Below are 17,600 nucleotides of genomic sequence, written 5' to 3'. Positions count from 1 at the left end.
AAAATTTGCTTGTTATTCTGGTATTGTTCCTTTTGAATATTCCTCAGGTACTTCTTTAAGGGGCAAAAGTAGAGTAAGTCATTTTGCAGATAAAAAAATGAAATCAATTCTTCATATGGCTTCACTAGCCGCGATAAAGCATGACGCAGAAATAAAGAATTATTATGAAAGAAAAAAACAGGAAGGAAAACATTCCCTCCTGATTATAAATAATGTGAAATGCAAAATTATAAGCCGAGCATTTGCTGTAATATTCCGTAATACACCATTTGTAAATACTTATAAATTTGTATCTTAAATTTTAAACTTTTTATTTGCTTTTTGTCATAGAATGCGCCAGCAGGGGGAATTTATTAAACCTTATCAATATAATTTTTAGCTAATTTGTAATATTCATTTTTTACATTATTATTGAAGTTTAACATCTCATCTAAAATTTCTGCCTGCTTTCCAACACTGGTAAACATATCAGCACTTTCTCCAAAAGATTTTATAAAAATTTCTTTAGTTTCTAAAGAAGTAAATCCTACTACTGCTATCTCCCAATCTCGTGAACCAATTATTGCCCAATCGTTGGAATCAGAAAACCAAGCAATGTCATCGGAAACTATAGCAAGTTCTTCTGTGGAACAATCCATCATAATTTTACTTAATTCTTCATCCGTATTATTTACACTAATATTTAATATACTATAAGCATTAAAATTTTTATAAAAGTACTCTTCAGGAGAAGGATCAATAGTATAAAATATTAAATTTTTATTTCCTATTTTAATTAAAAGTTCTTTTATTTTTTCAAAAAAAGATTTATGAAAAATAAAAGAAAACTCAAAGCCCAAAAAGTATTTGAAATTATTATTAAAAGCATTATTTTCAAACGAAGTATAATTAGGAAATAGTTCGTTTAACCTTGCTTTGAATTGCTCAAACTCTGTTTTATCTCTTATAAAATCTATCATTGTCCTCCTGTTTCGGGTTTTAAACGTATTTTAATATCTGCTTGTTTGCTTTCAGGGCTCTTACGGAAATCTGCAGTTGGTTTTCCACCTTTGTCTGGTCGAATCGTGTAAGATTGATCGCCTTTTTTATACTCTGCCACTTTTCCTCCACCTTTTTCAGTTTTCTCATACCCCGATTTCTCAAGATTTTTTCCAAATTCTTCTTTGGAAATATCTGTCTGCCTGTTTGCAACGCCTTCTTTCCCTCTACTAGAGTTTTCTATCTTATCGTATTGAGAAGATTGTCCTTCAGGCTTCACTTGTTCAGCAACACTTTCAGGTTTTGCATTTTCTGTAACCTTATCCATAGTTTGGGCAGGCTCTGCTTTGTTACTTCCTGTAATTGAATCCCAACCTTTGCTAATAGCATTTCCAATCTTTTCCCAGAAACCAATCTGCGGCGGTGGTGTTGCTCTACCCACTAAAGTAATTCCTTCAATTGGAACTTCTCTAATCATTGCTTCCGTTAATGGAGTTGTAGGAATATTAGAATTAGACATCATCAGGAACTCGAAAGGAACTAATTCAAGACCTTCAAATTCCCGTCCCATTCCTAATTTATTTTCTTGGAAAGCGTATGTAGAATTATATGGAAATTTTTCACTCAATGGATCTATCTGGATAAATCTTCCAACATCGGGCATATATTCACGCCATTTAAAACTATACATTCCTGTCTCCTGTAACTCCTGTCCTTGGTACTTATACTTATAAGCAGGATTTCCTGTCAAAAAATTATATCCTTCATGCTTCAATCCAAACGGATAGTAATTACTTTCTTCAATGATCTCTGTTCCTGCTCCATTCTTAGCATAGCTCAGTCTTGTATTCCCAAGGTGGTCTGTATAATTATACACATACTTTCCGGTCTCAACATTAAAATACCCTTCTGCTGTTGGGAAGAATTTTAATACTGAATCAGTATATTGGAAGCCGTCCAGATAATCGGTTGTTTCTGTTCCGAAAACCTTTTTTACCTTCACTCCATCTGCTCTGTAAATATAATCGGTTACTTTGGAGTTTTGGATAACTTTTCCTGGTAAATTTAGATAATTATATGGAGGGAGCCATATAATTACTATAGCCTGTTTATAAATAAAAGCCAATACGGTTGCATTGGCTTTTATTTTCCATTAACACGAGTATGATACTCACCTCAGTTGAGTTCCATAGTGAGTTATGTTAAAAACTTTATTCTTTCAATTTTTTAATGATTTCCTTCAATTCATTATATGTACATTCTTGATCTTCTTCAATGATTTTTCCTATGTCATAATAATCTTCAATGACAACATTATACCTGTGAGTTTTATTATAATCAAACGTTGAAATATATATTAAATTATTTCCCACACGAATACCTACCGCTGTAAGATCACCATCCCAAAAATCAGTGATTTCATAGTGATGCGGTAACTCTTTACTTAGCATAGCAAGTAATTCATTTATTTCAGTTTCTTTATTTTCCATTATTTTAAAAATCTTCCATCTATTAATAATTTTCTTGCCGTTTTTGCAGCTTTATCATTATTTTGTAAAACTTCTTTAACTGTACTATGTAAATGTTCTCCAGGGAAAACTGCTTTTATACTACCTTTTCTATAAGTGGATATAAATTCTTGGACTGGTTTATCAAGATTTTCCAGTATACTCATTGTAGTAGGGCTGTTTATATTCAATCTAAACAATTTAGCCAGCTTCATAAATTTGCCACCAAAATTTCCCATCTTAGCAATATTCCCTACCTTACCTTTTTTTAGATTTACTAAGGTGATAGCTGTTACAGCTATAATTTCTTCTGGATCTTCAATTTCTAAAATAGAATTAAATGATTCTGATAAAAGATTAGGAACATCCACAATCATACTTCCTACAATTTTCAAATCACTTAATACTCCGTTACCATATTTCCCATATCTCGCAGTATGCCAAGCCATTTCTTCTTTAGTACTAGGTATAATCGGTGCTACAAACATTAAAACATCATTAGCTTTAGACTTAAATGCATTATATTTTGTAATAATAATTTCTGGAATCTCTATTGTTTTAACAGGACCTTCTTTCTCTTTTTTCTTAGGATCCTCTCCGTTACCAAAGCTTTCCCCGATCATTCCAGTTGGATCATTGAAAAAAATAGGATTGTTAAATACATAAGAATACGGACTATAATGTAACTGCAATTCACTTAGGTCATCTTGAGTACCCCATCTACCTAAGTCCGGCATATACATTCTCGCTCCATAATCATACATCCCACTTTCCTGTAGCTCCTTTCCGTTGTACTTATAATTCTTATATCACCGTAGCAAATCTCTTCCAGCGTTATTTAAACTATTTATCATCAAAAGGAAGATTGTATTTATATTCTTGCGGAACAGGTCTTTTTTTTAATATTATTTTTTTATCAATAATACTATCCAATTTATTTCCTCCATAAATTAATAGTGTATCTTCTAAAATCATGTGAAAATCACTGTAACAGTTCTTACAATGATAAATAGTATCATTTTTGTTTTTATCGATTAAAACAAGTTCGTTAGGGAATATTTTGTTTGTATTATTAATGTATGTATAGCCTTCAAGAAAATAATCCTTTGTTTCTATTTTCTTATATGTTAGTTTAGATGCAGATAACAGTTTTTCTTTTTCACAGCCTAATAAAAATAGGACTGTAAAAAATAAAATAAAATTTCGTATCATAATTTTAATATTAATGTGAAAATTTATGAAAATACCCTCGATATATATTAGTTCCTGAGTAAGTGTGTTCGCCATAGAATGGAAAGCCAGCATTATAAATTTTACCGTTAAAGAAATTTTGTCTATTATTTTGAAATTGGTTATATGCGCCAACATATCTCATTGCAAAACCATAAAAATCTTTGGCATCTTTAAATTGTTGTTTAAAATCCGGTTTGTTTTTATGCTTATCATAAATCTTCCTCATATTAAATCCAAATAAAATATTTGAAGCTGCTCTTAAAGAAGTATAATTTTTACCTACCATTACAGGAGTGTATATATCTAATCCAAGTGATGATTTAAGATCTAGTTTTCCTTTTTTTCCATCATAATTCGCAGAATTATAAGCTAAACCCGCCAAGTCATTGAGGAAACTCTCCTCACCATTATTTGTGTTATAACTGTATTTTTTTAATAAGGAAGATAAATCTAAAGAAGTATTGAGGGTAATATTAGATCCATTTTTTCTTGTTGCAACATCACCAAAGTCACCTGTTCCATCATTTGTGAATAAGAAGTCAAAAGAGTTATTTAAAGTCCCAACTCTTTGACTTTTTTTAATGTCATAATTTCCATTTGAATCTGCTACATAAATCCCAAAATCTCCATCATTTTTTGCACTTACTATTTCATAATCTCCTTTCTTATTTTTTGTAACTCCTACACTTGCAAATGCCTCTCCCACCATACCTGTTGGGTCATTAAAGAAAATAGGATTGTTGTTTGCATAATTATATGGTTGAAAAGTAGCATCGCTTAAAGGGTCGTGTGTTCCAAACTTTCCAATATCAGGCATATAAAACCTCGCTCCATAATCATACATCCCCGTCTCTTGCAACTCTTTTCCGTTGTACTTATATTTATAAGCTGGATTTCCAGTTAATATATTGTACCCCTCATGCTTCAATCCAAACGGATAATAATTACTTTCTTCAATGATCTCTGTTCCTGCTCCATTCTTAGCGTAGCTTAATCTGGTATTTCCAAGGTGATCCGTATAGTTATACACATACTTTCCGGTTTCAACATTAAAATATCCTTCTGCCGTTGGGAAGAATTTCAATGCAGAATTTACATACTGAAAGCCATCCAGATAATCGGTTGTTTCTGTTCCGAAAACCTTTTTTATCTTCACTCCGTCTGCCCTGTAAATATAATCGGTTACTTTGGAGTTTTGGGTGATTTTTCCTGGTAAATTTAGATAATTATATTGAATGGAGGAAATTCCTTTATCCAATTGGGTGGTCATATTTCCGTTGACATCATAAGTAATGGCACTTCCTGTACTTCCTGATGCTAATGGATATCCACTGATGGCATTTCCGGTTCCAATTTCTCTAAGGTAAGATAACTTATTACTTTGTTCTCCATTTTCATAATGGTATTCCAGATTGTCCATTACTTCAGGGGCTGTATATCCCGGAAGCTGTTTTCCTCTTCTTAAAAGGCTTTTTATATTTCCATTAAGATCATAGGTAAGCTGCTCATGATATTCTCCCCTCTCTAAATTCATAGCATCCCAGAAACGTCCTTCTTTAAGGCGGTTAAGAGGATCATATTCATAAGAGTAATTTCTCAGTACCGCATCATTTTGAGTAATCCATGACATTTGGGAAATGTTTCCATTATATCTCGCCGAACCTGAAAACTGATTGTTTGGGTTGTTATAACGCAGCTCGTAGGCAAAAAGTTTATTCTGCAAATTGGCGGGATCATTAAGTTTCGTCATCCAGCCTCTTATATTGTAGACATACTTTACACTCTGCAGCGGGCTGCCTGTGGTATTTCCTACATTCTTAGTCTGTAATTGTCCCAGATCATTGTAAAGGTTTTCTGCCAGAAGCTCCTGAGCACCTCCATTGACCTGATTCCAATGTCTTATCAGTCTTTCCTGGTGATCATATTCAAAGGTTTCCTTGATGTTTACTTTGGTATCATTAGCCGACCTTTTATGCTCAATGAGACTATACGTTGGTACTCCTGAAAACTTCAGGAAACTTTCAGTCTTTGTATATCCTCCCAGATGATTCAAAGAATGAGTAGCGAGTGTCCTTCCCTTTTTATCATAGTAGGTATATGATTTTGTCCAGCCGTCATTTTCGATATTCTTAACATAAGAAGCCGTTGCGAGACTTTTAGTACTTACCGTGGAATTCTGGGTTGTCTGTGGCAATACTTCCTGCCCTAAAACGGTACTCACTACTGGAGCTTCCTGAGGATACGTATCATAATAATTAACCGTAAGAAGCTTATCCATAGTTGTAGGATAAGAAGCGTTTCCGTATTCAATATTAACCCCGTTCAGCGTAAGGCTTCCACCGCGGGTTTCAAAAGTATTGGCAGTTTGATTATCAATCGTATTCTGTATCGTATTTCTTGGATTCGTATCTCTTGTAATCCCTGTATACACTACTCTTCCGAAACGGTCATATTTGGTAAACATCCATGACTGGTCAGCTGAAAAATTCGCAATCCCATTTTTGAGAACAGTATCTCTGGATAGAATAATCTGATCTTTTTTATTGTAAACTATTTGCTCCAAGCCTTTCCCCGGAAGTTTCTTTTCTACAAGCCTGTTTCTACCATCGTATTTATATTGATAACAAAGATGCTCCATTGCGGAAGCAGAAACTGTTGCCGTAGCGGAAGCTAAAGGGGGGATCACAAATGCCAGCTGGTCGTATTCATTATAGACATAATACGTATCTGCATTTTCTGAAGAACTGATGACTTTCCTTACCAACAGAGTTTGTCCTCTCCCATTTTTAAATTCTATGGTTTTATTAGTATCTTCATCTGTTACCGTATTTTTATACAGTTGCGCTTCTCCGTATGTCCCCGATGCAATGAGCTCGGAGGAAGTAGCGCCATCTACCCAGGTAGTAATCGTAGTATATTTTTTAACTTCACCAGCTGCATTGGCTTCATATACAAAAACAATAGGTTTATTTTGCCAATCATTACCCGGATTTTTCTGGTTTAAAACTCTGTCTAACGGAGAGTTTTCCAGCGTTTTATGGCTAAAAGGAAAAGAATCGTTAATCCCATTGGACTGATAGTAGCTATTTGCACTGCCTTCTACATTGGTCTGGATATTTCCACTCAATGAGCTCATAGGAACCGGAAGCCAGCTATCTACCTGTCTTCCAAAATTATCATAAGGAATATGCGTTACCAGATCTTTTCCGGTAGGTGTAGATTTAATGCTCACAGACTGCTTAGGTCTTCCCAAACCATCAAAAAACTGAACATTCTGTATTTGCTGAAGGGATCCGTCTGAAACCGTAGTCGGTACTAAATACTGTCTGCTATAGATATAGTTTTCCGTCGTCGGAATATTGGACGAATAATTTACGTTAATGGGAGTATAAGTACCTCCATTACCAGAAGTAGATCCTCCGATATAGGCACGAAAGGTTCCATTAGCAGAACTAAAATTGAATCCCGGAAGCATACGTATACTTTGTGGGTCGGCTACTTCCGTATTAGGAGCAGGCGGTGCTGTTAAAACAACCTGCCCATAATGATGGAGGCTCCATAGCAATCCAATGCTTATATATATTCTTTTATACATCATTCTATATTAATGAGTTGCATGAGATTTCATAGTAAGAAACTGTTCTTTCAGCTGTTTAATTTCTGAAGCGATATTTTTTAAATCTGAATTTTCAGTTTCTAATTGTTGTATTTTTTCCTGCTGATCTTTTAGCTGTCTATCCTGCTTAATGACATACAGCGTAAGCTCTTCTATTTTCTGCAATAGTTTAATCTGAAATTCACCAACATTTACCCCTTCTTTCTCCATCACCTTTGCAGATGCAATTTCAGGAAGGTGCTTTTTCTCTTTAATATGTTTTGCTACCTCTTCCAGCTTTGGAAGGTCATAGTTTTCTTCGAATACAAAATCAGCTGTCGGCGTTAAGGTTACTTTCAGTTCTTTAGCTTCCAGTTTACCTTGTAGTAAGGCATTTCCACTATTAGTAATTCTCATTATTTCATTCATTGAAACCGGTGAATCTATTGCTGTCTGTTGAGAAGGAGCGCTTAAGAAACTAAATCCTTCATTACCTACGGTAACAGCTGTTTTTGCCAGACTTGCTTCTCCACTGCTGGATAACCAACCTACGTTTGCCCCATCCGCTTTTACCCCAAAACTCATATAAGAAGACGATGAGCTTCGTAAAGATCCCCAATTATTTAAAGATCCATTCACATAACGTATAGCAAAGGCATTGATACCTATCGCAGAATCACCTGATCCCGTCAAAATGTTACCAAAAACATCCAATTTTTCTTTAGGTTCTGTTCTTCCCAGTCCAACATTTCCATTATGAAGGATTGAAAGTCTTTCAGCCATACTTGTCGCATTGAGATTATCATTAACTAAAATAGAAAATTTAGACCCATATATATTCCCCGTTTCTTCAGTAGCAATTATTCTTGCCTTAGGAGAATTAGAATACCCTGCAAATTCTAACATGGGATATTTAGGACTGGCTGAAGTACCACTCCAACCTGCAGTCGAAATCGTTATTTTCCCTCCGTTCTGGTCTCCAACTTCCAGATTGGAATGTGGATCATGAACCCCAATTCCTATATTATTAGATGTAGGTGTAGACGTTTGATTGACAATACTCCCAGATGTATATAATTGTGCGAATGATAATTGTGCTGCTAAAGTTCCTGCAATGAATATTACTTTTTTCATAATTTGAGTTTTTATTGTTTATAATTATATTTAAATTCCTTTAAGAGGTTCCCTGTTTGACTGTTTTCTCTGATTTCTTTAAGCCTGTTAGCTAAGTCATAAAGATATACCTCCCTGATCCCTGATGGCGGAGTAATGCTTCGAACACCTATTAAAGGGTCATAGGTATAGGTGGTAATCTGATAATTAGCCAGACTGTTTCTGAATGAGTCTAGTACTGACAAAAATGATGTTTCATCATTATTGACTGAAGCTGAGGCATCAGTATTAGAAGCATTGACAATTGAATCAATAAGTGACTGCTGGATATCTATCAATTTAGCCCCCTCAATCTTAGCAATGGGCTGTGTTTGATTATACCCCCAGATAATTACTGTTGAAAGTCCGTCCCTTGTTGTAAACTGCAAAAGGTTACCCTTAGAATCGTATTTGTCATAAGTTACATTAGTAGAAGAGCTATTATTTTGAAGATCATAAGATAATACAGATATCGGAAGTGCTAGGCTTCCAGTCTGGGCAGAAGGCAAAGTGACAGGATAAACAATTTCTGTTTTAGACAAGACTTTTGTATTAGTTCCTATTATCTGAGAATTTGTATCCAGTAATGGGATTCCCGTCATGTTTAGATTAATAAGCTTAGTATTATTTAATGTTTGGGCAAATTTTTTCTCAGAAATAATGGTTCTGCCATCCGGAGTACTTGTGTTTACTTTATTATTGTTCATGTATGAAATATCATCATAGGTGAGGGTACTCTGAGTTATCAGATTTCCACCAGTATTCTTTTCTTCAATCTGGGAGGAAAGCAATGCATAGGGCTTGACAAATTCTTTTTGAAACAGTTCCCATGCATTTGATATTTTTTTCACCCTAGTAGTATAATCTTGGTTTACATTTCTACAATTTATAGCCAGAATATTATTTTTAGATAAGTTCTTACAGTAGTCTTTATCAATAAATCCATAATTCATTTTGACAGTTTTGATCACTGCATTGTCTTTATAATAATCTTCCTGTACTAATTTTCCTCTGGCAAAACTTCGATCTTCAAGATCCGTTTCTTTATTTTTAAGATAATCCTGAAGTGTATGATCATAGTTAAATTGTGGAGTATGTATCTGTATAAAATAGTTGGCGCTATTCAGCATATCTGGATTTGTCTTATAAGTTGAGAATGTATGCTGCTTTTGCACTTGTCCATCAACATATTCAAAAACATTGGAATATTCAATATTACTACTGGAATATGCCTGAAGCTCTATATTTGAACCAGTCTGTTTAAGTTCTTTTTTTAGAGTGTAGCCTCCTGGTGCACTTTGCTTATATTCAATATAGTCAACAAAACTATACAGTGATTTTAAAATGCCACTGGATTCAATAGAGTTGAGGTCCTTCGTATATCTATAAGTCTTTACTACCGGTGTTATATTATCTGCATTATCTATCATTTTTTGGATTCTCATACCACTCGCTATTCCAACCTCATTACCTATTTGGGGGAAAAAAGCGGTCGCCGAATTTCTCATCAGTTTGGAAGAAAATGTATTAGGCTCATAAAAAAATTCTGTATATCCTTTTGTAGGATAGATAACTTTTTTCAATAAACCTATATCATTAAAATCAGAATTTACATTTCTATTATTTGAAAGTATTTCGGTATCTCCTGTATTAGCATAAAACTTATAATCAGGAATCATCATATTACCTTCTGAATTTCCATTATAATATCCCCAATAATCTACCCCTCTTGTGGCATCATCTGGAAAAGAAGTATCCTTATAATACTCAAATCCATAGTCTTTATTATTGATCTTTAAAGCAGTAAGCAGCCACCTTCTTTTTGAGCTTCCTTTTGAGCTAATAGTGAAATCAATGGTTTTAGTAATATTATTTTGATATTTTTCTTCAATCTTTTTTAGTTTATACGATTTATAACCCAAGTCATCATTGTAGGTATCATAAGTAAAAAAAATAGTATAAAGATTATCAACATTTATCTCCTTCAGCATTGCTTTTTTTGTAAGATTGATTCTAATATATGGACTTTGCCAGGTACTACTTTGTGAAGATCCTGACACAGAATAACCCGCCCAAGAATAATCATATTGCGCTGTTGTATTTTGTGCTTCCTGATAAAAATATCTGTTGAGGTCAAATGAAAAATTGAAACTGTTTGCATTCGTTAAATGTGGCATTGCATTTTTTTGCGTACAGTAATTACTGCCTGCGCCAATAGGGTCGTCCTCATTATAAATGTACTTTATTGTACGCCCATTATTAAGTTCCACTTTATTTAAATACCAGGAAGTAATTGTAAAGTTAGCATCACCTGTGTATGCGCCTTGATTAGTCTGATAGTTTCCTAAATCACTCGAAATTTCTAAATTATCGTATCTTCCTCCGAAATAATATTTGTTACCATTGCCGTCAATAATTTTGAATGATGATATTTCTGGTTTGCAATTGGTCTGTTCAGCAACCCATTGCTGTGAATACCCGGAGATATCTACTATGAGGTTAGGATCGTTAGATCTTATTAAAGGAGTGCCATCATTGCTTAAAGTAAAATATCCTGAAATACCTAAGAAATTAAAATTATACTTGTCAGATTCAAGTTCTGAAGAAGTAGAACCATTAAAAATTCCCGGCCAAGGAGTAGAAAGCCCACTGCTCAGCTGGAAGTTTTTTGTATAGATGTCATTAGCTGATTTATTATTTGCTATTGCCGATAAAAATCCATTAAGAGAAGCGGATTGAATGGTTGTAAAATCGTCTGGAATCCCTCTTACTTCACGTGTAATAGCACCAGAAGCGTTAATGAACCAGTTCAATCCCGCAAACCCTGACTTTTTTGTAGGAATAAATCCTGAAGAATCATAACCTAAAGATATTGAACTGCTAAAACCATCAATATTGATATCCAATAAAGGAATATTAAGATCAATAGTGCCTCTGTTCATATTGATGGGAATATTACCCATCCTTTCATAACTGTAAGATTCAGGTGATTTGATATTGATAGGTTTCAAATTGAGGTCTTGCCCTTTCAATTGGAAAGAAAAACCAATTAATATTATTAATAATATGGGTAAATATAATTTTTTCATCAAGTTTATTTTTTTATCAATTTAGCATTCGCCGTTTTATTAGTATCCGTTTTTATAGCCACCAGATACGCTCCCTGAATCAAAGCCTGAGTATTGATCTTGGTCACTCTGTTCTTTGTTTTAACACTTTGAAGCTGTCTTCCGCTCATATCATACAAAAGAATATCAGCATCTTTGAAATCAAAACCGATTTCTACATAAGCATAATCTGAAACTGGGTTTGGATAGATTTTGATGTCATATTTTTCGATTAATTGATCAACCTGCTTGTCTCCCAGTTTAACAATCTTCCAGTTTTCCTTACCCAATTCTTCTGCACTGGTTCCGGCTAATACAATTGAACCATCTCTGTTGAGTTTCAAATCGGAAAGCCTTTCCTCTTTCTTCCTTGATTCTCCGGTGATATGCTTTCTCCACTGTTCATTGCCATTCTGATCTAAGTACAGCATCCAAAAAGTTTCATCATCGGTTTGTATTCTTCCTTCTGCCTGAGTATAACCTCCCAATAATATTCCTTTGGAAGATTTATCATCTGCAGAATGAAGGACACTCATACTCATTAAAATATCTCTATTATTGAAGTTGTAGGATTTCTGCCATTGTTCATCGCCTCTTTCGTTTAAAGAAATCAGCCATAGATCTGTGCCTTCTTCAATCCCTACAGTTTTGTTTCCTGATCTTTCTGATCTGGATTCGCCACCAATGATGAAGCCATTTGAAGTTATAGCCAAAGTTCTGATGTGATCATCTCCTTTACCACCAAAGTTCTTTTCCCATTCTACTTTTCCGTTTTTGTCTAATTTGACAATCCAGTAGTCGCCTTCGCCGAAGTTATCCGTGGATTTTGCGATGCGGGATGCGGGATTCGTGGCAGTAGTTTCACGGGTTTTAGTTTCAGATCCCGAAACACGAACCTCGGAACTTCTGGAGTAGATTCCCAATAAAGCCCCACCATCCTTTGTTGGAATCATTTTTTCGACTTCATCTAAGCCTTTTCCGCCTAAAATTAATTGCGAAAGTTCTTTTCCATCCTTATCCAGTCTTGTAATCAAAACGTCTTTGGAACCGTACCCTCTTGCAGCATTCTGTACATTTCCGGCAACAAAGAATCCTAAATCCGTCGTTTGAATCACAGCTCTGGCTTCTTCATCAGAAGAACTTCCCAATGTTTTCTGCCATAGTTCATCTCCAAATTCATTGATTCTGATCAGCCAGATGTCTGATCCTCCTTTGGAATCCTCTTTTTTATCCAGTCCTTTTCCTGAATAAGAGGTTCCGGCTAAGAGAAATCCACCATCCTGTGTGGTAACTGTGGCTGATAAATAATCATGATTTTGTCCGGAAAAGTATTTTTCCCAGACCTCATTTCCTTGCTGGTTGAGCTTTACCAAATGGAAATCGTAACCGTTGTTTTGCTTACTTCCTGAAGTCTGTTGTTTATTGCTTTGAATAGAGCTTCCCGTGATCAGATACTGCTGGTCGATGGTTGTGGTGACCTGGCTTAGAAAATCCTGAGTAGAGGATTTGATATCTTTCTGCCATACCACTTCCTGGGCAGAGATGCCTAAGACCGTGCATAAAGTAAATGCACCGATATAGAATTTTTTCATTATTGTATTGTTGTTTTCTGAGTTGTAATTAGTTTATTGAAAACCGCACAAATTTAACACTTTTTAAGACATCAAAATCACTTTAATACAGTTTACTGTAAATCATACTATTAATAATTAAATCTTCTTTATGATGGAGTAAAGTATGTCTTATTCTGATGTAAAATTATCTCTGTGCAACGACAAAACTTGTCGTATAAAAAATATTCACCAGAACTTCAAGCCTTATTATGAAATTATATTAGAAAAAAGCAACATTTCTATCAACTTTTAAACAATAAGAAACAATCTCTATATCATCTTTAACCATTTCATTACCAGCTATTGACATGCTTTATTTTTATTAATAATTTTACTTTATGATGAGAAAAAACTATTACCAGAAATTGGCATTTATGGTCACAATACTGACTATTTTATTCGCCTATCAGAAATATACCAGCAAGGAAAAAGAACCATTTCCTGAAGTTACATTCATATCTGATTCTTCCGTATCTTCCAATCTATCAGATTTCGATCCCAACCTATTGGATAAAGAGCAATGGCATACGCTTGGATTTTCAGAAAAGCAAGTCGCTACGATTCTTAAGTATAAAAGTATCGTAGGTGGAAAATTCACTTCAAGAGAACAATTGAAAAAATGTTATGCTATTTCTGAGGAAAAATTTAGTGAATTGGAAACTTTCATATTACTTCCCGAAGCTACAGAAAAAGGAAATTCTAAAAAATTTAATACTGTAGAAAAAAAAGAAATTACTATTTCGGGAAAATTCAATCCTGATCAGTTTTCTGCCAGCGACTGGCTCAAAATGGGCTTCAGTGAAAGACAGGCAGAAGCCATTTTAAAATATAAGAATTATCTAGGGGGAAGTTTTATCAGCAAAGAGAAGTTTAAAGAATGTTTTATCATTTCACCGGAAAATTACGGTAAACTAGAACCTTATCTTTTACTACCGGCAAAAACTCCCGAAAACTTCAGGAATTACTCAAAGAATAATTCGGTTAAAACCAAAATTCAATATCATTCTTTTGATCCTAATCAGCTGGATTTAGAAGGTTGGAAAACACTTGGATTTTCAGAAAAACAAGCTTTGACCATCATCAATTACCGTGACCGGAATTTGAGGGGAAGCTTTAAAAGTATGGATGATCTGCAGAAATGTTTTGTGATTTCTCCAGAGAAATTTCAGGAGCTGAAACCTTATATCAAGCTTCAGGAAAAACAGCAGGAAAAAACAGATTTTTCTAAAACCGATCTCAATGCGATTAGTTTCAGACAACTTATAGAATTTGGTTTAGATGAAAGAAGTGCCGGTTCCATCATTGGTTTCCGAAAAAAACTGGGAGGTTTTGTCAATAAGCAGCAGATTTTAAGCACTTATAATATTGATCAGGATCTTGTTCAAAAACTGATCTCAATAGCTCCACCATTGAATACTTCAGATGTTCCAAAATATTCATTAGTAGACGCTCCTGAGGAATGGCTTAAAAATCATCCTTATTTCAAGTACTCTGCAGATAAAATCATATTTTACCGGATCAGTAATCCTGATGATAAAAAAATATGGAAATTTTTAAAATTGAAACCTGAGTATGAAGAAAGAATGAGATTATATATAAAATAATCCCTTACAAAAAAACTGAATTTCAAATACTTACCCTACTCTACTTAGGATTTTGAAGGACCAATGTATCCCCGGTAAAAACTATTCCAAAATATGATATTGGAATAGCTATCATCTGAAGCAGGATTCTAAATTTTAGTGATGCATATAGCTGCTTGGGCCGTTGGTCCCTTCAATAGATTCAGGCAGGATTCCATATCGATCCCGTAAATTCACTGTACCTAATGTTTTTCCTGTATTGATATCGATTACACTGATGGTTCCGGAGTTGATGTTAGGGATATCCAATAAATTATTTTGTACTGCTACAACATCTTTTCCTGATTTGGTTTTAAAGAAGGCCATATGATGTGCCCCTTTATCTGCGTTAAATGTTTTCAAAAGTTTGAGTTGGGGAAGATTGCCCAAATCAAAAACAAGCACTTTTCCGGGATCTGCAAAACTCACATACAATTTGTTTGAATCGTCAATATACATTTCAAGTGCCCAGCCCAATCCTTGTGTGCTTCCTTCAAAAATTTTACTGAAAGCATCATATTTTTTGGTTGCCGTATTGTATGGAGCAATCCAGATATCTCCTCCAAGCATTGTTGTAGCAAGTGCATATTGTGGAAATTTTCCACGCAGTAATAAAACTTCAACAGGACTGGACATATCTGTCGGCGAATCTGCTACCTGATAGGTCTCCTTGAGTTCATAAGTATTGAGATCTAATAAAGTACACGTATTCCCTACGCCGGTAGTAAGATCCGGGTGAATGGTAGAGGTTACCATCATTAATCCTTTTTCTTCATTAATTGAAATACCGTGTGGATACATTATAAATTGGCTGGGATTAGCTTGAATTGGTGCTTTAATTGTTTTAATAAGCTGATTATTATTAGCGTTAAAAACACCTATGCTGCCATCTTTTGGACCTCCTGCCCCACCCATAAAGGTCATAAAATATCTTCCGTCATTGGTGAAAAATAAATTCTCACCCACTGTATTCTCACCCGTATCAATAGGGATTGCATTCATTAATTTTGGCTGTCCATCCTCGTCTTCTTCTGTCTTTATCTCATAGAGATAACTGCCTCCCAAAGCTGTTGTGAACATTTTTTTAGCATTCTGATTATAATAAATATGATGTGGCAACACGCCAACACCCAGTTCAAGCCTGCTGCTGATATATCCGAAATTTGGGGCTTCAGGATCGAGTTCAATAACGGCAATTCCGTCTGGTAATCCTTTTAGGCTTCTGTAATCAATGTAAAACGAAGAATCATGTGGATGATCCGAATTATGGTTATCATCATGACAAGTAGTGAATATCACCAAAGTAACAAATAAAATAGCGGTATTAAATTTTAATTTCATGATTTCCAGGTTATAGTTATTATTACTATAAATATAACACATTTTAAGTGTAAAATAATATATATTACACTTAAGTGTGAAAAATTAACAAATAACTATAGATTCATTTTCAGTAGTTTATACTGAAATTTATGACTAGAAAACCATTAAAATATCTGCTGCGAGCTAGTCTATTGTTTTGCTGGAATCAGAAAGCAAAGTGTTCAAAGTATTCATTTCATCTTCTGTCATATCTCTCCATTTTCCGACTGGGAGATCAAGCTTGATGTTCATGATACGGATTCGTTTCAGTTTTTTTACTTCATATCCAAGATATTCACACATTCTTCGGATCTGTCTGTTGAGTCCCTGAGTAAGAACAATTCTGAAGTTCATATCATCAATCTTCTCTACTTCACATTTTTTTGTCACCGTATCCAGGATAGGAACTCCATTCCTCATCTTTTCAATGAATCTTGGATTGATTGGTTTATCTACACGAACAATATATTCTTTCTCGTGATTATTACGGGCTCTTAAAATTTTATTAACGATATCTCCATCATTGGTCAAAAGAATAAGTCCTTCACTTGGCTTATCCAGTCTTCCGATAGGAAAAATTCTTTTCGGGTGGTTGATATAGTCTACGATATTATTTTTCTCACGCTTTGTATCTGTAGTACAAACGATTCCTACAGGTTTATTAAAGGCTATATATATAGGCTTTTCCTCAGATTCTCTGATGGGTTTCCCGTCTACTTCTACAAGATCTTCGTCAGATACTTTTGTTCCCAACTCAGGAATTTCACCATTTATTTTAATTCTACCTTCTTCCAAAAGTTTATCTGCCGCTCTTCTTGAACAGTATCCTACTTCTGATAAATATTTATTGATACGCGTTTTTTCCATTAGTCTTTTCCGTAGCCGGTATAATTTTTATTGCTGAAAATGGTAATTCCATAGCTTAAACCTATAAAAAAACCATCAGCTCCATCTTTTAGTTTGTGTGATTCAAAAACAATTCCTCCTTCCTGGCTTAATCTTTTTGAATAAGAAACCTGCATTCCAAGTCTCCCGCCCCAAAACTCTGTATCTGAAATAGCAGAGTGATTAAGTTGCTTTCCGTAATTGATATCTATATAAAAAGGTCTTTCCCCGGGAGAGAAAATAATCTTCGGCTGAATAACCCAATAAATCAAATGATAATTATCCTGTATAAAGCTATATTTGAACCCCGTTCCCAGTGCAAAGTTAGGAAGAAAATTATAACCTCCTATAGCAGTAATACCATAAGTCAGATTTCCTAATGATGATCTATTTTCAATATACTGCGAATTGTTGGTCTGATTCTTCTTATTAATATTAAAACCCACATTAAGAGAAGGGTTTAAATAAAAGTCCATTTTTGATTTTCCTGTATCTACTTCTTGAGAAAATGTCTTAAAAAAAATACATACAAATAAAAAAAAGGA

Annotated in this window: 13 protein-coding genes and 1 pseudogene; 2 read left to right on the top strand and 12 right to left on the bottom strand. The window is 34.4% G+C overall.

Going from position 1 to position 17,600, the window contains the following annotated elements; all coding sequences use genetic code 11:
* Window positions 1-298 (top strand): transposase (locus C1634_RS18105; protein WP_133248979.1); only part of this gene is annotated, 298 nt, incomplete at its 5' end.
* Window positions 299-353: 55 nt separating this feature from the next.
* On the opposite strand, the gene C1634_RS18100 is transcribed toward C1634_RS18105, so the two are convergent.
* The 9 genes and pseudogenes from C1634_RS18100 to C1634_RS18060 all read right to left on the bottom strand — a co-directional run bounded on the left by C1634_RS18100 (window position 354) and on the right by C1634_RS18060 (window position 13,165).
* On the bottom strand, window positions 354-959 hold the full coding sequence (locus tag C1634_RS18100) for a hypothetical protein (protein ID WP_103234733.1): 606 nt from the start codon (window positions 957-959) through the stop codon (window positions 354-356).
* Window positions 956-2,104 (bottom strand): RHS repeat domain-containing protein, encoded by a 1,149-nt coding sequence (locus C1634_RS26480; RefSeq protein WP_317047502.1) that lies wholly within the window; start codon window positions 2,102-2,104, stop codon window positions 956-958. Before C1634_RS26480 ends, C1634_RS18100 begins: the two co-directional genes overlap by 4 nt.
* 85 nt (window positions 2,105-2,189) lie before the next feature.
* On the bottom strand, window positions 2,190-2,468 hold the full coding sequence (locus tag C1634_RS18090) for a hypothetical protein (protein ID WP_103234735.1): 279 nt from the start codon (window positions 2,466-2,468) through the stop codon (window positions 2,190-2,192).
* A pseudogene (locus tag C1634_RS18085) lies at window positions 2,468-3,280 on the bottom strand (RHS repeat domain-containing protein); the annotation flags it as partial. The gene C1634_RS18090 and the pseudogene C1634_RS18085, both read right to left, overlap by 1 nt.
* A 49-nt stretch (window positions 3,281-3,329) precedes the next feature.
* A complete protein-coding gene (locus tag C1634_RS18080) occupies window positions 3,330-3,698 on the bottom strand; it encodes a hypothetical protein (RefSeq protein ID WP_103234737.1) in 369 nt (122 codons plus the stop codon).
* Between the two features lie 10 nt (window positions 3,699-3,708).
* Window positions 3,709-7,314 carry a DUF6443 domain-containing protein gene (locus tag C1634_RS18075; protein WP_165835354.1) on the bottom strand — a complete coding sequence of 1,202 codons (3,606 nt, stop codon included), beginning with the start codon at window positions 7,312-7,314 and terminating at the stop codon, window positions 3,709-3,711.
* Between the two features lie 9 nt (window positions 7,315-7,323).
* Window positions 7,324-8,448 carry a hypothetical protein gene (locus tag C1634_RS26325; protein WP_228410105.1) on the bottom strand — a complete coding sequence of 375 codons (1,125 nt, stop codon included), beginning with the start codon at window positions 8,446-8,448 and terminating at the stop codon, window positions 7,324-7,326.
* A gap of 11 nt (window positions 8,449-8,459) precedes the next feature.
* A complete protein-coding gene (locus C1634_RS18065) occupies window positions 8,460-11,555 on the bottom strand; it encodes a hypothetical protein (protein ID WP_109738877.1) in 3,096 nt (1,031 codons plus the stop codon).
* 5 nt (window positions 11,556-11,560) lie between these two features.
* Window positions 11,561-13,165: a T9SS type A sorting domain-containing protein gene (locus C1634_RS18060; protein ID WP_109738876.1), complete on the bottom strand. Its 1,605-nt coding sequence runs from the start codon at window positions 13,163-13,165 to the stop codon at window positions 11,561-11,563.
* Window positions 13,166-13,524: 359 nt separating this feature from the next.
* Here C1634_RS18060 and C1634_RS18055 point away from each other — a divergent pair, with 359 nt between their 5' ends.
* Complete coding sequence (locus C1634_RS18055; RefSeq protein WP_109738875.1) at window positions 13,525-14,790, top strand: helix-hairpin-helix domain-containing protein; 1,266 nt, start codon at window positions 13,525-13,527, stop codon at window positions 14,788-14,790.
* 135 nt (window positions 14,791-14,925) lie between these two features.
* On the opposite strand, the gene C1634_RS18050 is transcribed toward C1634_RS18055, so the two are convergent.
* The 3 genes from C1634_RS18050 to C1634_RS18040 form a co-directional block, all read right to left on the bottom strand.
* The gene (locus C1634_RS18050) at window positions 14,926-16,149 is read right to left on the bottom strand and encodes a YncE family protein (RefSeq protein ID WP_103235109.1); all 1,224 of its coding nucleotides are present in this window, start codon (window positions 16,147-16,149) and stop codon (window positions 14,926-14,928) included.
* A 165-nt stretch (window positions 16,150-16,314) separates the two neighbouring features.
* A complete protein-coding gene (gene rluF / locus C1634_RS18045) occupies window positions 16,315-17,037 on the bottom strand; it encodes a 23S rRNA pseudouridine(2604) synthase RluF (protein ID WP_103235110.1) in 723 nt (240 codons plus the stop codon).
* Window positions 17,037-17,531, bottom strand: a complete 495-nt coding sequence (locus C1634_RS18040; RefSeq protein ID WP_123921505.1) for a hypothetical protein — start codon at window positions 17,529-17,531, stop codon at window positions 17,037-17,039. The genes rluF and C1634_RS18040 overlap by 1 nt, the downstream gene beginning before the upstream one ends.
* Window positions 17,532-17,600: the final 69 nt, after the last annotated feature.

The sequence above is a fragment of the Chryseobacterium viscerum genome (assembly GCF_002899945.2).
In the GTDB taxonomy this organism is placed as follows: domain Bacteria; phylum Bacteroidota; class Bacteroidia; order Flavobacteriales; family Weeksellaceae; genus Chryseobacterium; species Chryseobacterium viscerum.
This window is presented reverse-complemented; position numbering and strand designations above follow the sequence as displayed.